Source organism: Streptomyces sp. NPDC058469 (assembly GCF_042721125.1).
Classification (GTDB): Bacteria; Actinomycetota; Actinomycetes; order Streptomycetales; family Streptomycetaceae; genus Streptomyces.
In genome coordinates this window covers 1-16,538 of the sequence record NZ_JBHXME010000024.1, presented here as the reverse complement: position 1 = coordinate 16,538, position 16,538 = coordinate 1, and the positions used below count along the sequence as shown (strand labels likewise).

General features: G+C 70.3%; 13 protein-coding genes. 9 read left to right on the top strand and 4 right to left on the bottom strand.

The features are described 5' to 3' along the window. Window positions 1–10 precede the first annotated feature (10 nt). The 4 genes from ACFWP5_RS14220 to ACFWP5_RS14205 are packed head-to-tail and all read left to right on the top strand — an operon-like array spanning window position 11 to window position 3,778. A complete protein-coding gene (locus ACFWP5_RS14220) occupies window positions 11–901 on the top strand; it encodes an XdhC family protein (protein WP_384154912.1) in 891 nt (296 codons plus the stop codon). Next, window positions 898–1,791, top strand: coding sequence for an AAA family ATPase (locus ACFWP5_RS14215; RefSeq protein WP_384154910.1), 894 nt, complete (start codon window positions 898–900; stop codon window positions 1,789–1,791). The genes ACFWP5_RS14220 and ACFWP5_RS14215 overlap by 4 nt, the downstream gene beginning before the upstream one ends. Further along, window positions 1,788–2,456 carry an SRPBCC family protein gene (locus ACFWP5_RS14210; protein ID WP_384154908.1) on the top strand — a complete coding sequence of 223 codons (669 nt, stop codon included), beginning with the start codon at window positions 1,788–1,790 and terminating at the stop codon, window positions 2,454–2,456. Before ACFWP5_RS14215 ends, ACFWP5_RS14210 begins: the two co-directional genes overlap by 4 nt. Next, the gene (locus ACFWP5_RS14205) at window positions 2,453–3,778 is read left to right on the top strand and encodes a VWA domain-containing protein (RefSeq protein ID WP_384154906.1); all 1,326 of its coding nucleotides are present in this window, start codon (window positions 2,453–2,455) and stop codon (window positions 3,776–3,778) included. Before ACFWP5_RS14210 ends, ACFWP5_RS14205 begins: the two co-directional genes overlap by 4 nt. Here the strand turns inward: ACFWP5_RS14205 and ACFWP5_RS14200 are convergent. Further along, window positions 3,729–4,688, bottom strand: a complete 960-nt coding sequence (locus ACFWP5_RS14200; RefSeq protein WP_384154904.1) for a LysR family transcriptional regulator — start codon at window positions 4,686–4,688, stop codon at window positions 3,729–3,731. The genes ACFWP5_RS14205 and ACFWP5_RS14200 overlap by 50 nt on opposite strands. Before the next feature lie 292 nt (window positions 4,689–4,980). On the opposite strand from ACFWP5_RS14200, the gene ACFWP5_RS14195 reads away from it, so the two are divergent. Beyond that, a complete protein-coding gene (locus ACFWP5_RS14195) occupies window positions 4,981–5,754 on the top strand; it encodes an NPP1 family protein (RefSeq protein WP_384154902.1) in 774 nt (257 codons plus the stop codon). Between the two features lie 25 nt (window positions 5,755–5,779). Here ACFWP5_RS14195 and ACFWP5_RS14190 read toward each other — a convergent pair whose 3' ends face one another. Together ACFWP5_RS14190 and ACFWP5_RS14185 are read right to left on the bottom strand one after the other, a co-directional pair. Continuing rightward, entirely contained in the window at window positions 5,780–7,195 is a 1,416-nt protein-coding gene (locus ACFWP5_RS14190; RefSeq protein ID WP_384154899.1) for an FAD-binding oxidoreductase, read from the bottom strand. A 102-nt stretch (window positions 7,196–7,297) separates the two neighbouring features. Then, the gene (locus tag ACFWP5_RS14185) at window positions 7,298–9,898 is read right to left on the bottom strand and encodes a helix-turn-helix transcriptional regulator (RefSeq protein ID WP_384154897.1); all 2,601 of its coding nucleotides are present in this window, start codon (window positions 9,896–9,898) and stop codon (window positions 7,298–7,300) included. Window positions 9,899–9,994: 96 nt separating this feature from the next. Between ACFWP5_RS14185 and ACFWP5_RS14180 the strand changes: the two genes are divergently transcribed. Next, window positions 9,995–10,888 carry an alpha/beta fold hydrolase gene (locus ACFWP5_RS14180; protein ID WP_384154895.1) on the top strand — a complete coding sequence of 298 codons (894 nt, stop codon included), beginning with the start codon at window positions 9,995–9,997 and terminating at the stop codon, window positions 10,886–10,888. Here the strand turns inward: ACFWP5_RS14180 and ACFWP5_RS14175 are convergent. After that, window positions 10,842–11,351, bottom strand: a complete 510-nt coding sequence (locus ACFWP5_RS14175; protein WP_384154893.1) for a hypothetical protein — start codon at window positions 11,349–11,351, stop codon at window positions 10,842–10,844. The two genes, ACFWP5_RS14180 and ACFWP5_RS14175, sit on opposite strands and share 47 nt — an antisense overlap. A gap of 305 nt (window positions 11,352–11,656) precedes the next feature. On the opposite strand from ACFWP5_RS14175, the gene ACFWP5_RS14170 reads away from it, so the two are divergent. The 3 genes from ACFWP5_RS14170 to ACFWP5_RS14160 form a co-directional block, all read left to right on the top strand. Beyond that, entirely contained in the window at window positions 11,657–13,027 is a 1,371-nt protein-coding gene (locus ACFWP5_RS14170) for a ricin-type beta-trefoil lectin domain protein (RefSeq protein ID WP_384154891.1), read from the top strand. 52 nt (window positions 13,028–13,079) lie between these two features. Next, window positions 13,080–15,302 carry an RICIN domain-containing protein gene (locus ACFWP5_RS14165; RefSeq protein ID WP_384154889.1) on the top strand — a complete coding sequence of 741 codons (2,223 nt, stop codon included), beginning with the start codon at window positions 13,080–13,082 and terminating at the stop codon, window positions 15,300–15,302. Window positions 15,303–15,328: 26 nt separating this feature from the next. Next, a partial coding sequence (locus ACFWP5_RS14160) for a ThuA domain-containing protein (RefSeq protein ID WP_384154887.1) occupies window positions 15,329–16,538 on the top strand: 1,210 nt, incomplete at its 3' end.

Genomic DNA, 16,538 nt, shown 5'->3' with positions numbered 1-16,538 from the left:
GGTCAGGGTCATGATGACCGGCAAGCTCAGTGCCCGTGCGCTCGAACTCACCGAACGGCGCGTGCCGTTCGTCCACGCGCGCGTGGTGCGGGCCCAGGCGCCTGCCTCCGCGCACCCGGGCGACGAGGCCATCGTGCACGGCGACGGCACCATCGACGGCTTCGTCGGCGGCCAGTGCGCCGAGGGCTCGGTGCGTACGGCCGCGCTCGGCGCCCTGCACGACGGCGGGCCGCTGCTGCTGCGCGTCCTGCCACAGGGGGACGCCGAGTTCCCCGAGACGCCGGGGGCGCGGGTCGTGGTCAACCCCTGTCTGTCCGGCGGTGCGTTGGAGATCTTCCTGGAGCCGGTGCTGCCGCCGCCGCTGATCGAGGTCGTCGGGACCACACCCGTCGCGGAGGCCTGCGTCGCGTTCGCCGGCCTGCTCGGGTACGCCACGGCACGCTCCCTGCCCGACGGTCCACCTTCCGACCACACGTCAGCGGTGATCGTGGCCGGGCAGGGCCGGGGCGACGCGGAGTCGCTGCGCGCCGCCCTCGACGCGGGCGTCGGCCACATCGCGCTGGTCGCCAGCCACCGCCGGGCCGCCGCCCTCCTCGACGAACTCGGCCTCACCGAGGCGGAACGGGCCCGCGTCCAGGCTCCGGCCGGGCTGGACATCGGGGCCCGTACACCACCCGAGATCGCCCTGTCGATCCTGGCGGACGTGGTGCGGGTCGTCCACGCGTCGAAGGCACCCCTGCCGGTGCCCGGACACCCGGCCGAAGCCACGGACCCGGTGTGCGGGATGACCGTGACCGTGCGCCCCGACACACCCCATCTCGCCTCCGGGGACGGCGAGTTCTGGTTCTGCGGGACGGGCTGCCGGGACCGCTGGTCCGCGGGTGGGCAGGCCGGCGGGTGAGCGGACTGTTCACGGACGCCGACGACGTACGGCGACGGCTCGACGCGGTCGGCCACCTCGTCGACGACGGCACGGCGACCGCCCTCTTCCTGGCCACCCTGCTCGACCGGCCCCTGCTGCTGGAGGGCGAGCCAGGTGTGGGCAAGACCAGTGCCGCGAAGGCACTCGCCAAGGCGCTGGACACCCCGCTGATCCGGCTGCAGTGCTACGAGGGGCTGACGGCGGGCGAGGCGCTGTACGAGTGGAACTACCAGCGCCAACTGCTCGCGGTCCGGCTCACCGAGGCGCACGGGCGGGAGCTGTCCGACGCCGACCTGTTCACCGAGGACTTCCTGCTCGACCGGCCCCTGCTGCGGGCGGTCCGCCATCAAGGCCCGGTGCCGCCCGTACTGTTGATCGACGAGATCGACCGGGCCGACGACGAGTTCGAGGCGCTGCTCTTCGAGTTCCTGGGCGAATCCGCCATCAGTATCCCGGAGTTGGGCACCTTCACCGCCGTACGGCCGCCCGTCGTGGTGCTGACCTCCAACCGCAGCCGCGAACTGCACGACGCGCTGCGCCGGCGCTGCCTCTACCACTGGATCGACTTCCCCACGCCCGAACGCACGGCGGAGATCCTGCGCCGTACGGTACCGGCCGCGAACGAGCCGCTGATCGCGTCCACGACCGAATTCATCGGCCGGGTACGTGAGTTGGACCTCGACAAGGCGCCCGGCATGGCGGAGGCCATCGACTGGGTCTCCGCCCTGGCGGCACTGCGGGTCGCGCGACTGGCCCGCGACGACATCGTCCGCACGCTCAGCACGGTCGCCAAGAGCCCCGACGACCGCACCGCCGTCGTCGGGGCCCTCGACGCACTCGGCTACCCCGAAGAAGCGAGGACACCATGAAGATCGACAACGAGTTCAGCGTCGGTGTGCCGGTCGAGAGGGCGTGGCAGGCGCTCACCGATCTGGAGGCCCTCGCCCCGTGCATGCCCGGCGCAGAACTCACCGGTGTCGACGGCGACGTCCACCGGGGCAAGGTCAGGGTCAAAGTCGGGCCCATGGTCAGCCAGTTCGCGGGTACGGCACGCTTCGTGGAGCGGGACGAGAGCGCCCATCACGCCGTGATCAGCGCCGCCGGCAAGGACATGCGCGGAGGCGGCAACGCGTCCGCGACAGTCGACGCCCGGCTGCGCGGCGAGGGCACCGGCACGGTCGTGACGGTCAGCACGGACCTCAACATCAGCGGCAGGCTGGCCCAGTTCGGCAGCGGCATGATCAAGGAGATCTCGGAGAAGCTGTTCGCGCAGTTCGTGGCGAACGTGGAGACGCAGTTGCTGGCGACGGAGGAGGAGCAGCCGGAGGCAGAACCGGTGTCGGAAACGGAATCGGAAACGGTGCCGGAGACGGTCCCGGTGCCGGAGACGGTCGCGGTCTCCGCACCGCGGTCGGTGTCGAGCGAGCCGCTGGACCTGATGCGGGTGGCGGGCGCGTCGGTGTACAAGCGGCTGCTCCCCGCCGTCGGCGTGGCCGTCGTCATCGCCGTGGTGGTCTATCTGCTGGTCCGATGACACCGAGCGGTCCGCTGCTGCCCGCCGTCGACCGGGCCGCCTTCGCCACCGCGCTGGCCTCGCGCCTAAGGGAGCACGGCGTACCGGTGGGTCTGACCGCCACCCGGGACTTCGTGGACGCGCTCGCGGCGGCCCGGCCCAGGACACGGACCTCCCTGTACTGGACGGCCCGCGTCACCCTCGTACGCGACCACCCCGAACTGGCCCGCTTCGACCAGGTCTTCGACGCGGTCTTCGGGCAGTCCGTGCTCGCTCTCGACCCGAACGCGCGCCGCGACGGGCACGGTGCGGAGGCCGGCCGCCAGGACTCTGTGAGCGCCGACTCCCACGGCGGTGACCCCGTCGGCGGTTCCGGTCTGCCGTGGGTGACCCTGCCGCCCGCCGTGGACGCTGCCGAACACCGTGAGGACCGCGCCCTGACCGTGCCCGAGCGCCTGCCGAGCGAGCTGGCGTCCGCCGTGGACACGCCGTTCGGTGAACTGAGCGCGGAGCAGGCCGAGTTGCTCGGCCGCTGGCTCGAAGGGCAGCTGCGGGGCTGGCCCGTGCGCCGCACTCGGCGCTACACGGTTCGGCCGAGCGGTCGCCGGGTGGCGGTCCGGGAGACGGTGGCCCGAGCCCGGCGGACCGGCTGGGAACCGGTGCGGCTGGTCCGGTCGGGACCGGTGGACCGGCCGCGCCGGGTCGTCGTGCTGTGTGACGTGAGCCGGTCGATGCAGGCGCAGGCCGTGGCGTACATGTATCTGATGCGCGCCCTCGCGCTGACGACGCAGGCCGAGGTCTTCGCGTTCGCCACGTCCTTGACCCGGCTGACCACGGTGCTGGCGCGCCGCTCGGCCGAGGAGGCGTTCGACGAGGCGACGGAGCGGGTCACCGACCGGTTCGGCGGCACCCGCATCGCCCACTGCCTGGGCACGCTCCTCGCCTCGCACCACGGCGGCACCCTGCGCGGCGCGGTCGTACTGATCGGCTCGGACGGCTGGGATGGCGATCCGCCGGACCGGCTCGCCACCGCCATGGCCAGGCTCCGACGCCGCGCCCACACGGTGATCTGGCTCAACCCGCGGGCCGCCGCCCCCGGCTTCGCACCGAGCACGACGACGATGGCCGCGGCCCTGCCGTACGTCGACCTGCTGCTGCCGGCCGACAGCTTCGGCGCGCTGCTGCGGGTGCCGGCCGAAATCGCACGGCTAGGTGAGCGTCCCGTAGGGGCGCGGGGAACTGCGCGACCAGCCCCCACCGGCCCGCGGAAAGAAGACCGGAGATCCAAGCACTTCAACTCCACAACGTCACATGAATCGCCGGCCGAAACCGCCCAGCCGTAACCCCCGCACCACGAAGCATCGCCTGCGTCGCCCGCGGCGTGGTGACAAACCGCCGCAATTCCGCGGCAGCGGCCGGCGCTTCGCGGTCGGGAAGGGTGAGGAGGTTCCAGGAGCCGCGGGCGGGGAGCTGGGGGCCGGCGAGTTGGCGGAGGTCGCCCTCGGCGAGATCCTTCGTCACGGCGAAGGCGACCGCCAGGGCCACCCCTTTGCCGCGCTTGGCCTCGTCGACGGAGGCCGCATGGCTCTGGAAGATCCGCTGGTTGTGTTCGGGAACGCCCAGGCGCCGCAGTACCGACGGCACCATGCCCGTCCGGCCGACCGCCGAGGGGCCGAGCAGCCAGGTCTGTCCGCGCAGTTCCGCGGCACCGGCACTCCCCGTGGTCGCGAGCGGATGGTCGGGGCCCACGACGGCGATCACCTGGTAGTTGAGGAAGTGCGTGCAGGTCATGGCGTCGTCGAGGGTGGCGGGCCGGGGTCCGATGGCCACGTCCACGGCGCGGGTCAGCAGCAGGGAGGCGAACTTCTGCGGGCCGTGCACGCTCAGTTCGACGTCGAGGTCGTCGGCGCGCCCCGCGAACAGCTCGATCAGGCCGGGTGCCGCGTGCTCGGCGAACAGGCTCGACGCGGCGACGCGCAGCAGTCGCCGGCCGGAGCCGGCCTGCTTCACCTCAAGGATCGTCTGGTCCTGCAACCCGAGCATCTCGGCGGCCCGGCTGGCCAGCCGCAGCCCGCCGGGTGTGAACGCGAGCCCGTTGGCCGTCCGGGCGAAGAGCTTGTCGCCGAGTTCCCTGCGCAGATGCGCGATGTGGATGGAGACGGCGGACTCGGTGACGGCGAGATCGGCCGCGGCGGCCTTCACGGAACCGAGGCGGACGGTCGCGGCGAAGGCCCGTAGCTGTGCCGGGGTCAACCAGAACCTCCCGCACTCGGCGCGGGTGCCCATTCACCCACGCCCTGGACCTCAAATTAGCGCACCTGTTCGCCGAGAGCCATGGTCGCGTCGAGAGCAACAGGAACACAGGAAAAACACAGGTGGGAAAGTTCAGCGGTCTGCCAAAACCCGTACACCGCAAGGGTGTTGACGTGCACACACCGGCCTGCGAAGGTCTGGACCTGGCGCAGCCAGTAGCGCCCCCCACAGCCCAGAACCTGGAGTTGGCGTGCCTCAATCGACACCCCCCACCACAAACCCCGCAAGAGCCGTGAAGCCCCGCACCCGGCGCCTTCGCCGCTCCGCCGTCGTCACCGTCCTCGGTGCGCTGGCCCTCGTCGTCGGGCAGGCGACGGCCGCACAGGCCTCCGTACTGACGGCGCTCCCGCAGAACGCCGACGGCCTGGAGCAGACCTTCTCCCCGGCCTACGACTACGACGGCGACGGCTGCTACGCCACGGCCGCCATCGGCACCGACGGCACCCTCAACCCCGGGCTGAAGCTCGGTGGCGACGTCAACGGGCACTGCCACGACCTCGCCCAGCTGAACAACTCCAACACGTACTCGCGCGAGAAGTGCAACAACGACTGGTGCGCGGTGATGTACGCCAGTTACTTCGAGAAGGACCAGGTCACCCTGGGTCCGGCGGCGATCGGTCACACCCACGACTGGGAGCACGTCGTGGTGTGGATCAAGGACAACACGGTCCAGTACGTGTCGGTGTCGCAGCACTCCGCGTACCAGGTGTCCGCGGCCTCCGGGGTGCGTTTCGACGGCACGCACCCCAAGATCGTCTATCACAAGGACGGCATCGGCTCGCACGACTTCCGCTTCGCCAACACCAGCGACGAGCCCGCGGAGAACGCCACCGGCAACTGGTTCTACCCGCGTCTGGTGGGCTGGAACGGCTACCCGGCCGGCCTCAAGGACAAGCTCCTGGGCGCGGACTTCGGCTCGGCCACGCTGAAGATCAGGGACAGCGACTTCAACTACGCGCTCTCCATCGCCGAGCCGTCCGGCATCTCGTTCGACCCGAACGCGTGATGCCGGCCCGGCCTCGGAACTGGGTTCACGGGCGAGTCTCGTAGCGCGGTTTCGGGGCCGGGTGGATGTTCTGGTTGAGGCGGAAGACGTTGTCCGGGTCCCGGTCGGCCTTGATACGGGCCAGCCGGTCGTAGTTGCCCCGGTAACTGGCCCGGACACGTTCCTGTCCCTCGTCCATCATCATGTTCACGTACGCGCCGCCCGCCGAGTACGGGTGCAGGGCCTCGAAGTAGTCGACCGTCCACTGCTTGATGAGGCCGGCGTTGGCGGGGTCCCGGTCGACGCCGGCGAAGACGGACGCCCAGCGTGCGTCGCGATACGCCCACGGGGTCTCGTCGTTGCCGACGTCGTGGGCGGCGCCGTCGATGGGGTAGAGGTGCATCGTGGACTGCGGGGTCGGGACCTCGGCGCCGAACTTGGCGTGGAGTTCGACGGCGTCGTCGGGGATGTCGTTGACGAAGTCGGCGCGCCAGTACCACTGGTCGCCGGGCGGGTAGAGCCCGTCGAACATGCCCTGCATGTCCGGGTGTTGCATCGGTCCGGCCGCGTGCAGCAGCGGTGCGGGCAGCGCGTCGAGCAGCGGTGCCATCGCGCGTGCGGCGGCCTCGGTGTCGCCGCCGGTGTAGCACCACACGACTCCTGCCGTCTTGCGCAGCTGTATCTCGTCGGGGAACGGCGGGGCGGGCGGGACGCTGCCGTGCAGGAAGAAGGCATTCAGCTCGCGAGGCGCGTTCGGCAGGAAGTCCCGGTAGGCGGTGAGGACTTCGGCGCTGATCTCGACCGGCCAGAAGGTGGGTCCGGCGACGACCGTGCTCACCTCGTGCAGCCGGAACAGGAACGAGGTGGCGACGCCGAAGTTGCCGCCACCGCCCCGCACCGCCCAGAACAGGTCGCTGTTCTCGTCCGAACTCGCCCGCACCCGGCTGCCGTCGGCCAGGACGAGGTCGGCCTCCAGCAGGTTGTCGATGGTCAGCCCGCACTTGCGGGTGAGGTGGCCGAGCCCGCCGCCGACGGTGAGGCCGCCGACACCGGTGGTCGAGATGATGCCGCTGGGGGTGGCGAGTCCGTGCGCGTTGGTGGCCCGATCCACCTCGCCCCAGACACAGCCCCCGCCGACCCGCACCGTGCGCGCCTCGGGGTCCACCTGGATGTCCTTCAGCGGTGACAGATCGGCGACCACTCCCCCGTCGACGGTGCCGAGTCCGGCTCCGTGGTGGCCGCCGCCGCGTACCGCGAGGGGCAGTTCGTGGGCGCGGGCGAAGCCAATCACGCGGGCTACGGCGTCCGCGTCGGCGCAACGGGCGATGAGGGCAGGCCGTTTGTCGATCATCGCGTTGTAGACGGCGCGGGCCTCCGGATAGCCGGCGTCGTCCGGGCCGATCAACTCCCCGGCGAAGTCGGTCAGTTCACGGCGCGCGGCCTGTGCGGGTGTGCTGGACATGCGTCCCCCGTTTCGTGGTGCTCTGGATGACCTGCATGTTCTATGCCGCCCGGAAGGGTGCGGGCATCCGTGCGCGTCACCCAGCTCGGCGGTGCCGGGTACCTACGTTTCGGCATCCGGCAGCAGCCCGAGTTCCGTGGCACGGGCCGCGGCCTGTCGTCTGGTGGGCGAGTCGAGCTTCTCCAGTACGGCCCGCACATGGTTGTCGACGGTACGGACGGACACGACGAGCCGGTCGGCGATCTCCGGGTTCGTCAAGCCGTCCACCAGCAGCCGTACGACCTGGAGTTGGCGCCCGGTGAGTCCGGCGGGGTTGCCCCGGGTCTCCGCGTGCGGGCCGCGCGGGATGCGGCGGACGCCGAGGGCGCGCAGTTCGGTGCGGACGAGGCGGGCGAGGGGTTCGGCACCGAGCGTGTCGAGTTCGGCGAGCGCGCTGAGTTTGTCGGCCGGGTCGGGGCTCTCCGCGAGCGCGGCGGCGTGTTCGTAGGGGCAGCCCGCCTGTTGCCACAGGTCCGCGGCCCGCTTCCACTCCCCGGCGGCCTGCAGCGCGTACGGATGGTCGCTGTCGTCGACGGCCACCGGGTGCCCGACCTTGCTGAGCCAGTAGCCGAGTTCGGCCCGGTACGGCCCGTGCTCCAGCCGGCACGCGTGTGCGTAGACCGGCCCCGCCGCGTCGGCCACCGCTCCGGGGTCGCCGCGCAGCCAGGCCGCCTCCGCCCGAGCCGCCGCCACCGGGCCCGTCCGCTGCAGTTCACGGGCCCGTGCGGCGATCTCCCAGGCCTGGGTGAGGAGTTCGTCGGCGCCCGGCCTGCCGCGGCGGACCCGCACGCGGGCCAGGACGGTCAGCGCGGGACAGCGGGCCGGTATGAAGTCGTGCATCCCGTACTCGGCGTGCCGCTCGGCCCCGTCCCAGTCCGCGGCGGCGAGCCGGCGCATGGCCTGCTCGACGTGGAGGTAGTTGAAGAACCCCAAGTGCTCGGCGCGGTCGGCGAGTTCCATGGCCGGGGGCAGGTAGCGGTCGGCCTCGGCGTAGCGGAGGTCGTCGAGGAGGGACCAGATGATGTTGGCGTAGGACCGGCAGGCATGTTCGACCTCGCCCGCGGCCAGCGCGACCGCGAGGCTCTCCTCGACCTGCCGTCGCCCGTCCGGGTCTCCGCTGCGCCAGCGGGCGGTGCCCACGTTGTTGAGGGCGTGGGCGAGGATCGCCGCGTCGTCCGCGCGACGGGCCAGGGCGATGGCGCGCTCGCCGTGCGCGATGGCCTCGGTGTACTGGTCCGAGAGCATCCGCAGCTGGGCCGTGTTGCTGAGCGCGAGGGCCAACAGCCGGTCGTCACCGGCGTGTTCGAGGACGGCGATGGCTTCCCGTGCCGCGTCCTGGGCCTCCTGCGCGTGTCCTGCCCACCAGTGGATGCGGGACAGCCAGCGCAGATCCGCGCCGAGTGTGAGGGTGTCGCCGAGGGAGCGGCGCAGGGCCACGGCGTCCCGCTGGGCGGCGACGGCCTCGACGGAGTCGGCGAGGGTGTAGCACTCCACGGCGTAGCGTTCGAGCAGGTCGGCGAGTTCGGCGGGGGTGTAGCGGTGCCGTTGGCGCAGCACGAGCCGTAGATGGGCGGCGGCCTCGCGGTGGGCGCCCGCCTCGGTGGCGTCCCGGGCCGCGCGGGGGCCGTAGCGGGCGATGGCGTCCTGGTCGCCGGCCTGTGCGGCGTGGTGGACGACGCGTGCCGGGTCGGAGCCCGGCCGGAGCATGAGGGCGGTGAGCACGTTGCGGTTGAGGTCGATGCGGCGGGCGGCGGGCAGGGAGTCGGCGACGGCACGGCGGATCAACTCGTGCCGGAACGTGACCCGTTCGGGGGTCACGGCGAGGAGCCCGCGCTGTTCGGCCGCGGCCAGCACGGCGACCCCGCCTGTCAACAGCGTGTCGACGAGGGGCCGTTCGACGGCGGAGGGCACGACGGCGAGTTGCTCCAGCGCGTCGACGGTCCGGCCGTCGAGTCCGCGCAGCCGGGCGAGCACCGCGTCGACGACCGTCGGGGGCACTCCCCCGGTGCCGCCGGCCGCGAGGACCTCGGTGACGAAGAAGGGGTTGCCCGACGTCACCTCGTAGACCTTGGCCGGGTCGAGCCGGTTGGCCGAACCGAGCGTGCGTACGGCGGACTTGGTGAGGCGGGCCAGCGGCAGCCGGTGCACGCGGTCCGTGCGGGAGATCTGCCCGAGGAGGTGCCGCAGCGGGTGCTCGCGGCTCAACTCGTCGTCGCGGTAGGTGAGGACGAGTACGGCGGGCAGCTGATCCATGCGTCGGACCAGGAAGCGCAGGGCGTCCAGCGAGGCCTCGTCGGCCCAGTGGACGTCCTCCACGACGAGCACCGCCGGATGCGGTACACCGGCCAACTCCCCTTGCAGGGCTTCGTAGACGCGGTGGCGATCGCCGCCCTCCACGACGGCCCGGGCCAGTTCGGCACCGACGCTGCCGACGAGGTCGCGGAACGGGCCGAGAGGGCGGCGGGTGGCAAGGTCGTCGCACTGGCCCAGGAGGATGCGCGTGCTGTGCGGCAGCCGGTCCGGCATGGCTTTCACCAGGCTCGACTTGCCGATACCTGCCTCGCCGAAGACGAGCACCACGGAACCGGCCCCGTCCGCCGCCTCACGTGCGGCCGAAGCCAGTCGCGCCAGTTCGGGCTCACGCTCGAGGATCCCCCGATCCACGCCGCTGATTGTGCCACTCACCGGCAACTACCGCCCGGGTGTCACACTTCGGCCCTCCGTCGCCCTCTTGAGTGCAGACACTCACGGGAGGCGTTCATGAACAGGACCGAACCGGCCGAAACGACCGCGCAGCACCTGATCGAGCTCTCGGCCGGGCCCCTCGCGTACGAGGACACGGGCGGCGACGGTCCCGTCCTGGTGCTGCTGCACGGTCTGTTGATGGACGCGTCGTTGTGGGCCGCCCCGATCTCCGAACTCTCCGCCACTCACCGGTGCGTGGCCCCGACCCTCCCGCTCGGCGCGCACCGCCACCCGATGCACGCCGACGCAGACCTCTCGCTGCCCGGGGTGGCCCGGCTCGTCGCCGAACTCCTCGACCGGCTGGATCTGCGGGACGTCACGCTCGTCGGGAACGACACGGGCGGGGCGCTGGTGCAGTTGCTGATGGCAGAGGGTGCCGCCCGCGTGGGGCGGGTGGTGCTCGTCTCCTGCGAGGCGTTCGACAACTTCCCGCCGGGCCTGACCGGCCGGACACTCGTGCTCGCCGGCCGCCTGTCGCCGTGGCTGTTCGGGCAGTTCATGCGGCAGATGCGGGTGCGCGCGCTGCGCCGCCTGCCGTTCGCGTTCGGGTGGCTGACGAAGCGCGGGGACGCGGTCACCGCGCGATGGACGGAGCCGGTCCGGCGGCAGCCGGAGATCCGCCGTGATGCCGTGCGCGTGCTGCGCGCCGCGTCGGCGAATGGGCGCCGCCTGCTGGAGCAAACCGCCGTACGACTAAAGGAGTTCGACCGTCCCGCGCTGGTGGTCTGGGCGAGCGAGGACCGGGTGATGCCGCCCGAGCACGGGCGTCGGCTGGCCCAACTCCTGCCGCAGGGACGGCTGGTGGAGGTGGCCGACGGTTACACGCTGCTCCCGCTGGACCGGCCCGCCGAACTCGCCCGGCTCATCGGGGAGTTCGTGCGCGCTCCAAGGCCCTCGGGATCGGCCTGATTTGGTGCCCGCGGCGCGGCTTGGGGCCGTCGAGCATGCTGACGCCGTTGTAGTTCCGACTGTGCACGTAGAACGTGGGGCCTGCGACGAAGGTGACGAAGACGGCGATGATGCTGATGGAGAAGAGGGCCGGGAGCGACTGCCCTTCGGGGAGGGTCTTCCCGCCCTCGTGGATGGCGTAGGCGAAGGCCGCGACGAAGACGAACAGGCACAGGACCGCGATGACGAGGGACACGGTCGCGCGCGTGCGGGTGGAGGAGCGGTCGCGCACCTCGGCCAGCAGGGACGCCGAGCACTCGGGGCAGGTCAGTTCGACCGTGCGCTTGCCCGACAGGGGCCGCTCGACCACGTAGTGCGCGCCGGACCACGAGATCGTGCGCGTCCTCGGTCTGACGACTCCACCCGAGACCTTGTCACTGAGTATGTGCCGGACTGCGACCTGCACGGTCCCCGCTGTGTTCATGGTTCCTCCGACATGCACCCCTGGCGATCATCACGAAGCCTGCACAGTGTGACCTGTGAGAACCGGCCACTCAATGGTCCTGGTGATTTCTTTTCCTTCGCCTACAACTTCTCAACTCAGCCATGACGTGCGGGACTTCTCCGGTCGCACCTCTTGACGGCTTTGGTGCAGACCTTTAGGTTCACCAGCCAACAGACCTCCCATGAATGCATTTCCCACTCACATATGTGAACACCCGTGTTCACCTCTCACCGCCCTCAAGCCGGCGGCGTCCACCCCCCACCCAGGACGAAAGGCCCCTCGTCATGCAACGCCTCGCCCTGCGCTGCGCCCTCGCACTCTCCCTCGGCCTCGGCGCCGTCGGCACCCTCGCAGCCCCCTCCGCCTCGGCCGCCACCGGCACGATCACCGGCCTCGGCGGCAAGTGTCTCGACGTCGCCGGCGCCAGCTCCGCCGACGGCACGGCCGTACAGATCTACGACTGCAACGGCACCGCCGCCCAGCAGTGGACGGTCGGCACCGACGGAACCATCAGAGCCCTCGGCAAGTGCCTTGACATCACCGGCAGTTCGACGGCCAACGGCGCCCAGCTCCAGCTGTGGACGTGCGGCGGCAGCGCCAACCAGCAGTGGACGGTCAGCGCCGCACGCGACATCGTCAACCCGGCCGCCAACAAGTGCCTGGACGTCACGGGCAACACCTCGGCCAACGGCACCCGCACCCAGATCTGGACCTGCAGCGGCGCCGCCAACCAGAAGTGGACCGCGCCCGCCGCCGGCGGCACGACCCCGCCCACGACAGCGCCGATGGCCGTCGCGCCGTACCTGTACAACGGCTGGGGGAACCCGCCCAGCCCTACGACTGTCATGAACGCGACCGGCGTGAAGTGGTTCACGCTGGCGTTCGTCCTGAGCAACGGCTACTGCAACCCGCAGTGGGACGGCGGCCGTGCGCTGACCGGCGGGGTCGACCAGCAGACCATCACCACCGTGCGGGCCAACGGCGGTGACGTCGTCCCGTCCTTCGGCGGCTACAGCGGCAACAAGCTGGAGAGCTCCTGCTCCAGCGCGAGCGAACTGGCGGCGGCCTACCAGAAGGTCATCAGCGCCTACTCGCTCAAGGCCATCGACATCGACATCGAGGCCGACGCGTACAGCAACGCGACCGTGCAGCAGCGGACCGTGGACGCGCTGAAGACCGTCAAGGCCAACAACCCGGGCATCAAGGTGTACGTCACCATCGGCACCGGGCAGAGCGGACCCGACACGAGTCTCATCAACCGGGCCGCGTCGTCCGGGCTGACCGTGGACGCCTGGACGATCATGCCGTTCGACTTCGGCGGCGCGGGCCAGAACATGGGCACGCTCACCCAGCGGGCCGCCGAGGGCCTCAAGACCGCGCTGAAGAACGCGTACGGCTACAGCGACGACGCGGCCTACCGGGACATGGGCATCTCCTCGATGAACGGCATCACCGACAACAACGAGACCGTCACCACCGCCGACTTCCAGACCATCCTCGGCTACGCGCAGGCGCACCACCTCGCGCGGCTGACGTTCTGGTCGGCCAACCGTGACCGTCCCTGCCCGGGCGCCTACCCGAACGACGACACCTGCTCGGGCGTGAGCCAGAGCAACTGGCAGTTCACCAGCATCTTCGCCCAGTACACCGGCTGACGGACGCCTCTCCGACCTGTCCTCCCCACCCCCCATCACCACAGGAGAATCCGTGCTCAGACGGAAGAGACTGTCCGTACGCCACCCCATTCCGAGAGCGCTCACGGCGATCGCGCTCGTGGCGACCACCGTGACCGGAATCGAGTTCGCCACGCAGGGCTCGGCGAGTGCGGCGAACACGGCAGCCGCAGCGATACCGACCGGCTATACCACCGTGGTCAACAAGGGCAGCGGCAAGTGCGTCGACGCCCGCTCGGCCGCGAGTGCCGACGGCACGGCCGTCCAGCAGTACGCGTGCAACGGAAGCACCGCCCAGAACTGGCAGTTGGTCGCCACCGACAGCGGCTACTACCGCGTGAACAGCAACCTGAACGCCGCCGAGGCCTGGGACGTCACCGGCGTCTCGACCGCGGACTCCGCGCTCATCCAGACGTGGACGTACTCCGGCGGCAACAACCAGCAGTGGCTGCCGGTCGCCGAGGCCGACGGCGCCTACCACTTCGTCAACCGCAACAGCGGGAAGTGCCTGGACATCCCGAGCGCGTCGACCGCGGACAGCGTGCAGTTGGCGCAGTACACCTGCAACGGCACCGCCGCGCAGTCCTTCACGCTCGGCACCGTCTCGACGAACCCGCCCGGCACCCCGGACTTCGGTCCCAACGTGACGGTGTTCGACCCCTCGATGTCGGCGTCGAGCATCCAGTCCAAGCTGGACTCGGTCTTCTCCCAGCAACAGACCAACCAGTTCGGCTCGGCCCGCCAGGCCCTGCTGTTCAAGCCCGGCACCTACAGCGCGAACGCCAACGTGGGCTTCTACACACAGGTCGCCGGTCTCGGCTTCTCGCCGGACGACGTGACCATCAACGGCGCGGTGCACGCGGAGGCCGACTGGTTCCAGGGCAACGCGACGCAGAACTTCTGGCGCGACGCCGAGAACCTGTCGGTCAACCCCACTGGTGGCACTGACCGTTGGGCCGTCTCGCAGGCCGCCCCGTACCGGCGCATGCACGTGCGCGGCAACCTCGCGCTGGACGACGGCGGTTGGTCCAGCGGCGGCTTCATCTCCGACACCAAGGTCGACGGACAGATCCAGTCCGGCACCCAGCAGCAGTTCCTCACCCGCAACTCGCAGATGGGCAGTTGGTCCGGCTCCAACTGGAACATGGTCTTCGTCGGCGACCAGGGCGCACCCGCCCAGTCCTTCCCGACGTACACCAACGTCGCCAGCTCCCCGACGATCCGCGAGAAGCCCTTCCTGTACGTCGACAGCGCGGGCGCCTACCAGGTGTTCGTGCCCGGGCTGCAGTCCAACGCCGTCGGTACGACGTGGAGCGGGAAGACCCCGGCGGGCAAGTCCCTGCCGATCGACCAGTTCTACATCGTCAAGCCCGGCGCCACCGCGGCCGACATCAACACCGCCCTCGCGGCCGGCAAGAACCTCCTGGTCACCCCGGGCGTCTACCACCTCAACCAGACGCTCAACATCACGCGCCCCGACACGGTGGTACTGGGCATGGGCCTGGCGACCTTCGTGCCGGACGGCGGGATCACCGCGATCAGCACCGCCGATGTCGACGGCATCGAGCTGGCGGGCCTGCTGATCGACGCGGGCACCACCAACTCCCCCACCCTGGTGCAGATCGGCACGGCCGGTTCGACCACGAGCCACGCCGCCGACCCGACACAGTTGTCCGATGTCTTCGTCCGCATCGGCGGCGCCACCGTCGGCAAGGCCACCAACTCCCTTGTCATCAACAGCGCCAACACGATCATCGACCACACCTGGATCTGGCGGGCGGACCACGGCAACAGCGGCACGGTCGGCTGGACCACCAACACCGCCGACACCGGACTGATCGTCAACGCCGCCAACGTGACGGCGTACGGCCTGTTCGTCGAGCACTTCCAGAAGACCCAGGTCGTCTGGAACGGCAACGGCGGCAGAACGTACTTCTTCCAGAACGAGATGCCCTACGACCCACCGAACCAGGCCTCCTGGATGAACGGCACCGGGAAGGGCTATCCCGCCTACAAGGTCGCCGCGTCCGTAACCAGCCATGAGGCATGGGGACTTGGCAGCTACTGCTACTTCAGCAGCAATTCGAGCGTGGTCGCCGATCGCGCCTTCGAGGTGCCGAGTGTGTCCGGGGTCAAGTTCCACGACATGGTGACCGTCTCGCTGGGCGGGGTCGGCACGATCAGCCACATCATCAACAGCACCGGCGGACCGTCCAACTCCAGTACCAACGTCGCCTACTTGACCAACTTCCCGTAGAGCGCACGGAAAGGATCGATCACCAGATGAACACCATCAGATCCGGTTCCACCCGCGCGGCCCTGCGGGTGCTCCTCCTGCTGGCGACGCTGCTGGGTCTCGCGGCAGTACCGCCCGCCGCCCACGCGAGCACAGCGGCGACGCCGTTCAAGATCCTCGCGCTCTACAGCGGCACCTACGACGCGGCGCACATCGACTTCGACAAGGAGGCGAACGTCTGGTTCCCGCAGCAGGCCGCGGCGAACGGCTACACCTACACGGCCAGCACCAACTGGGACCTGCTCGCCAACGGCGGAGTCAACGCCTACCAAGTCGTCCTGTTCCTCGACGACTTGCCGCAGACGTCCGCCCAACGCACCGGTTTCGAGGCGTACATGAGGGGCGGCGGCGGCTTCATGGGCTTCCACGTCTCCGCCTTCACCACGGACGCGGCGAGCTGGTCCTGGTACCACAACACGTTCCTCGGCTCGGGGAACTTCGTGTCCAACACCTGGGGTCCGACCGCGGTGACGCTGAAGGTGGAGGACCATACGATCCCGCCCACCGCCAACCTGCCGGCCACGTTCACCTCGTCGGTCAGCGAGTGGTACAGCTGGTCCAACGATCTGCGGCAGAACCCGGACATCAAGATCCTGGCGTCGATCGACCCGAGCAGCTTCCCGGTCGGCACCGATCCCAACCAGTCCTGGTACAGCGGGTACTACCCGATCCTGTGGACCAACACGAAGTACAAGATGCTGTACGCGAACTTCGGCCACAACGCGATGAACTACACGACCAACACGCGTCTGTCGTCGACGTTCGCGAGCGCCACCCAGAACCAGTTCCTGCTGAACGGGCTCAAGTGGCTCGGTGGGGGCGACACTTCGACCCCGCCGACGGACACCCCGATCTCGGAGACCTCCTGGTACTCCGTGCAGAACGGCGGCAACGGCACGTGCGTGGACGCCCGTTCGGCGGCCACGGCCAACGGGACGGCGATCCAGCAGTACACCTGCAACGGTACGGCGGCGCAGCAGTACCAGTTCCGCAGCACCGACAGCGGATACATGGAGATCACCGCGCGCGGCAACCCGGCACAGGCCATCGACGTGACCGACCGCTCGACGGCGGACAACGCGCCGTTGCAGCTGTGGGCCTACTCCGGCGGCACAAACCAGCAGTGGCAGCCCGTGCGTGAGACGAGCGGGCGCTACCACTTCGTCGCCCGGCACAGCGGCAAGTGCCTGACCGCTG

Excerpts from the sequence above, each read along its gene's own strand:
- ACFWP5_RS14220 (WP_384154912.1), top strand. The coding sequence starts at position 11 with ATGATGACCGGCAAGCTCAGTGCCCGTGCGCTCGAACTCACCGAACGG.
- ACFWP5_RS14210 (WP_384154908.1), top strand. The coding sequence starts at position 1,788 with ATGAAGATCGACAACGAGTTCAGCGTCGGTGTGCCGGTCGAGAGGGCG.
- ACFWP5_RS14205 (WP_384154906.1), top strand. The coding sequence starts at position 2,453 with ATGACACCGAGCGGTCCGCTGCTGCCCGCCGTCGACCGGGCCGCCTTC.
- ACFWP5_RS14190 (WP_384154899.1), bottom strand. The coding sequence starts at position 7,195 with ATGTCCAGCACACCCGCACAGGCCGCGCGCCGTGAACTGACCGACTTC.
- ACFWP5_RS14180 (WP_384154895.1), top strand. The coding sequence starts at position 9,995 with ATGAACAGGACCGAACCGGCCGAAACGACCGCGCAGCACCTGATCGAG.
- ACFWP5_RS14175 (WP_384154893.1), bottom strand. The coding sequence starts at position 11,351 with ATGAACACAGCGGGGACCGTGCAGGTCGCAGTCCGGCACATACTCAGT.
- ACFWP5_RS14170 (WP_384154891.1), top strand. The coding sequence starts at position 11,657 with ATGCAACGCCTCGCCCTGCGCTGCGCCCTCGCACTCTCCCTCGGCCTC.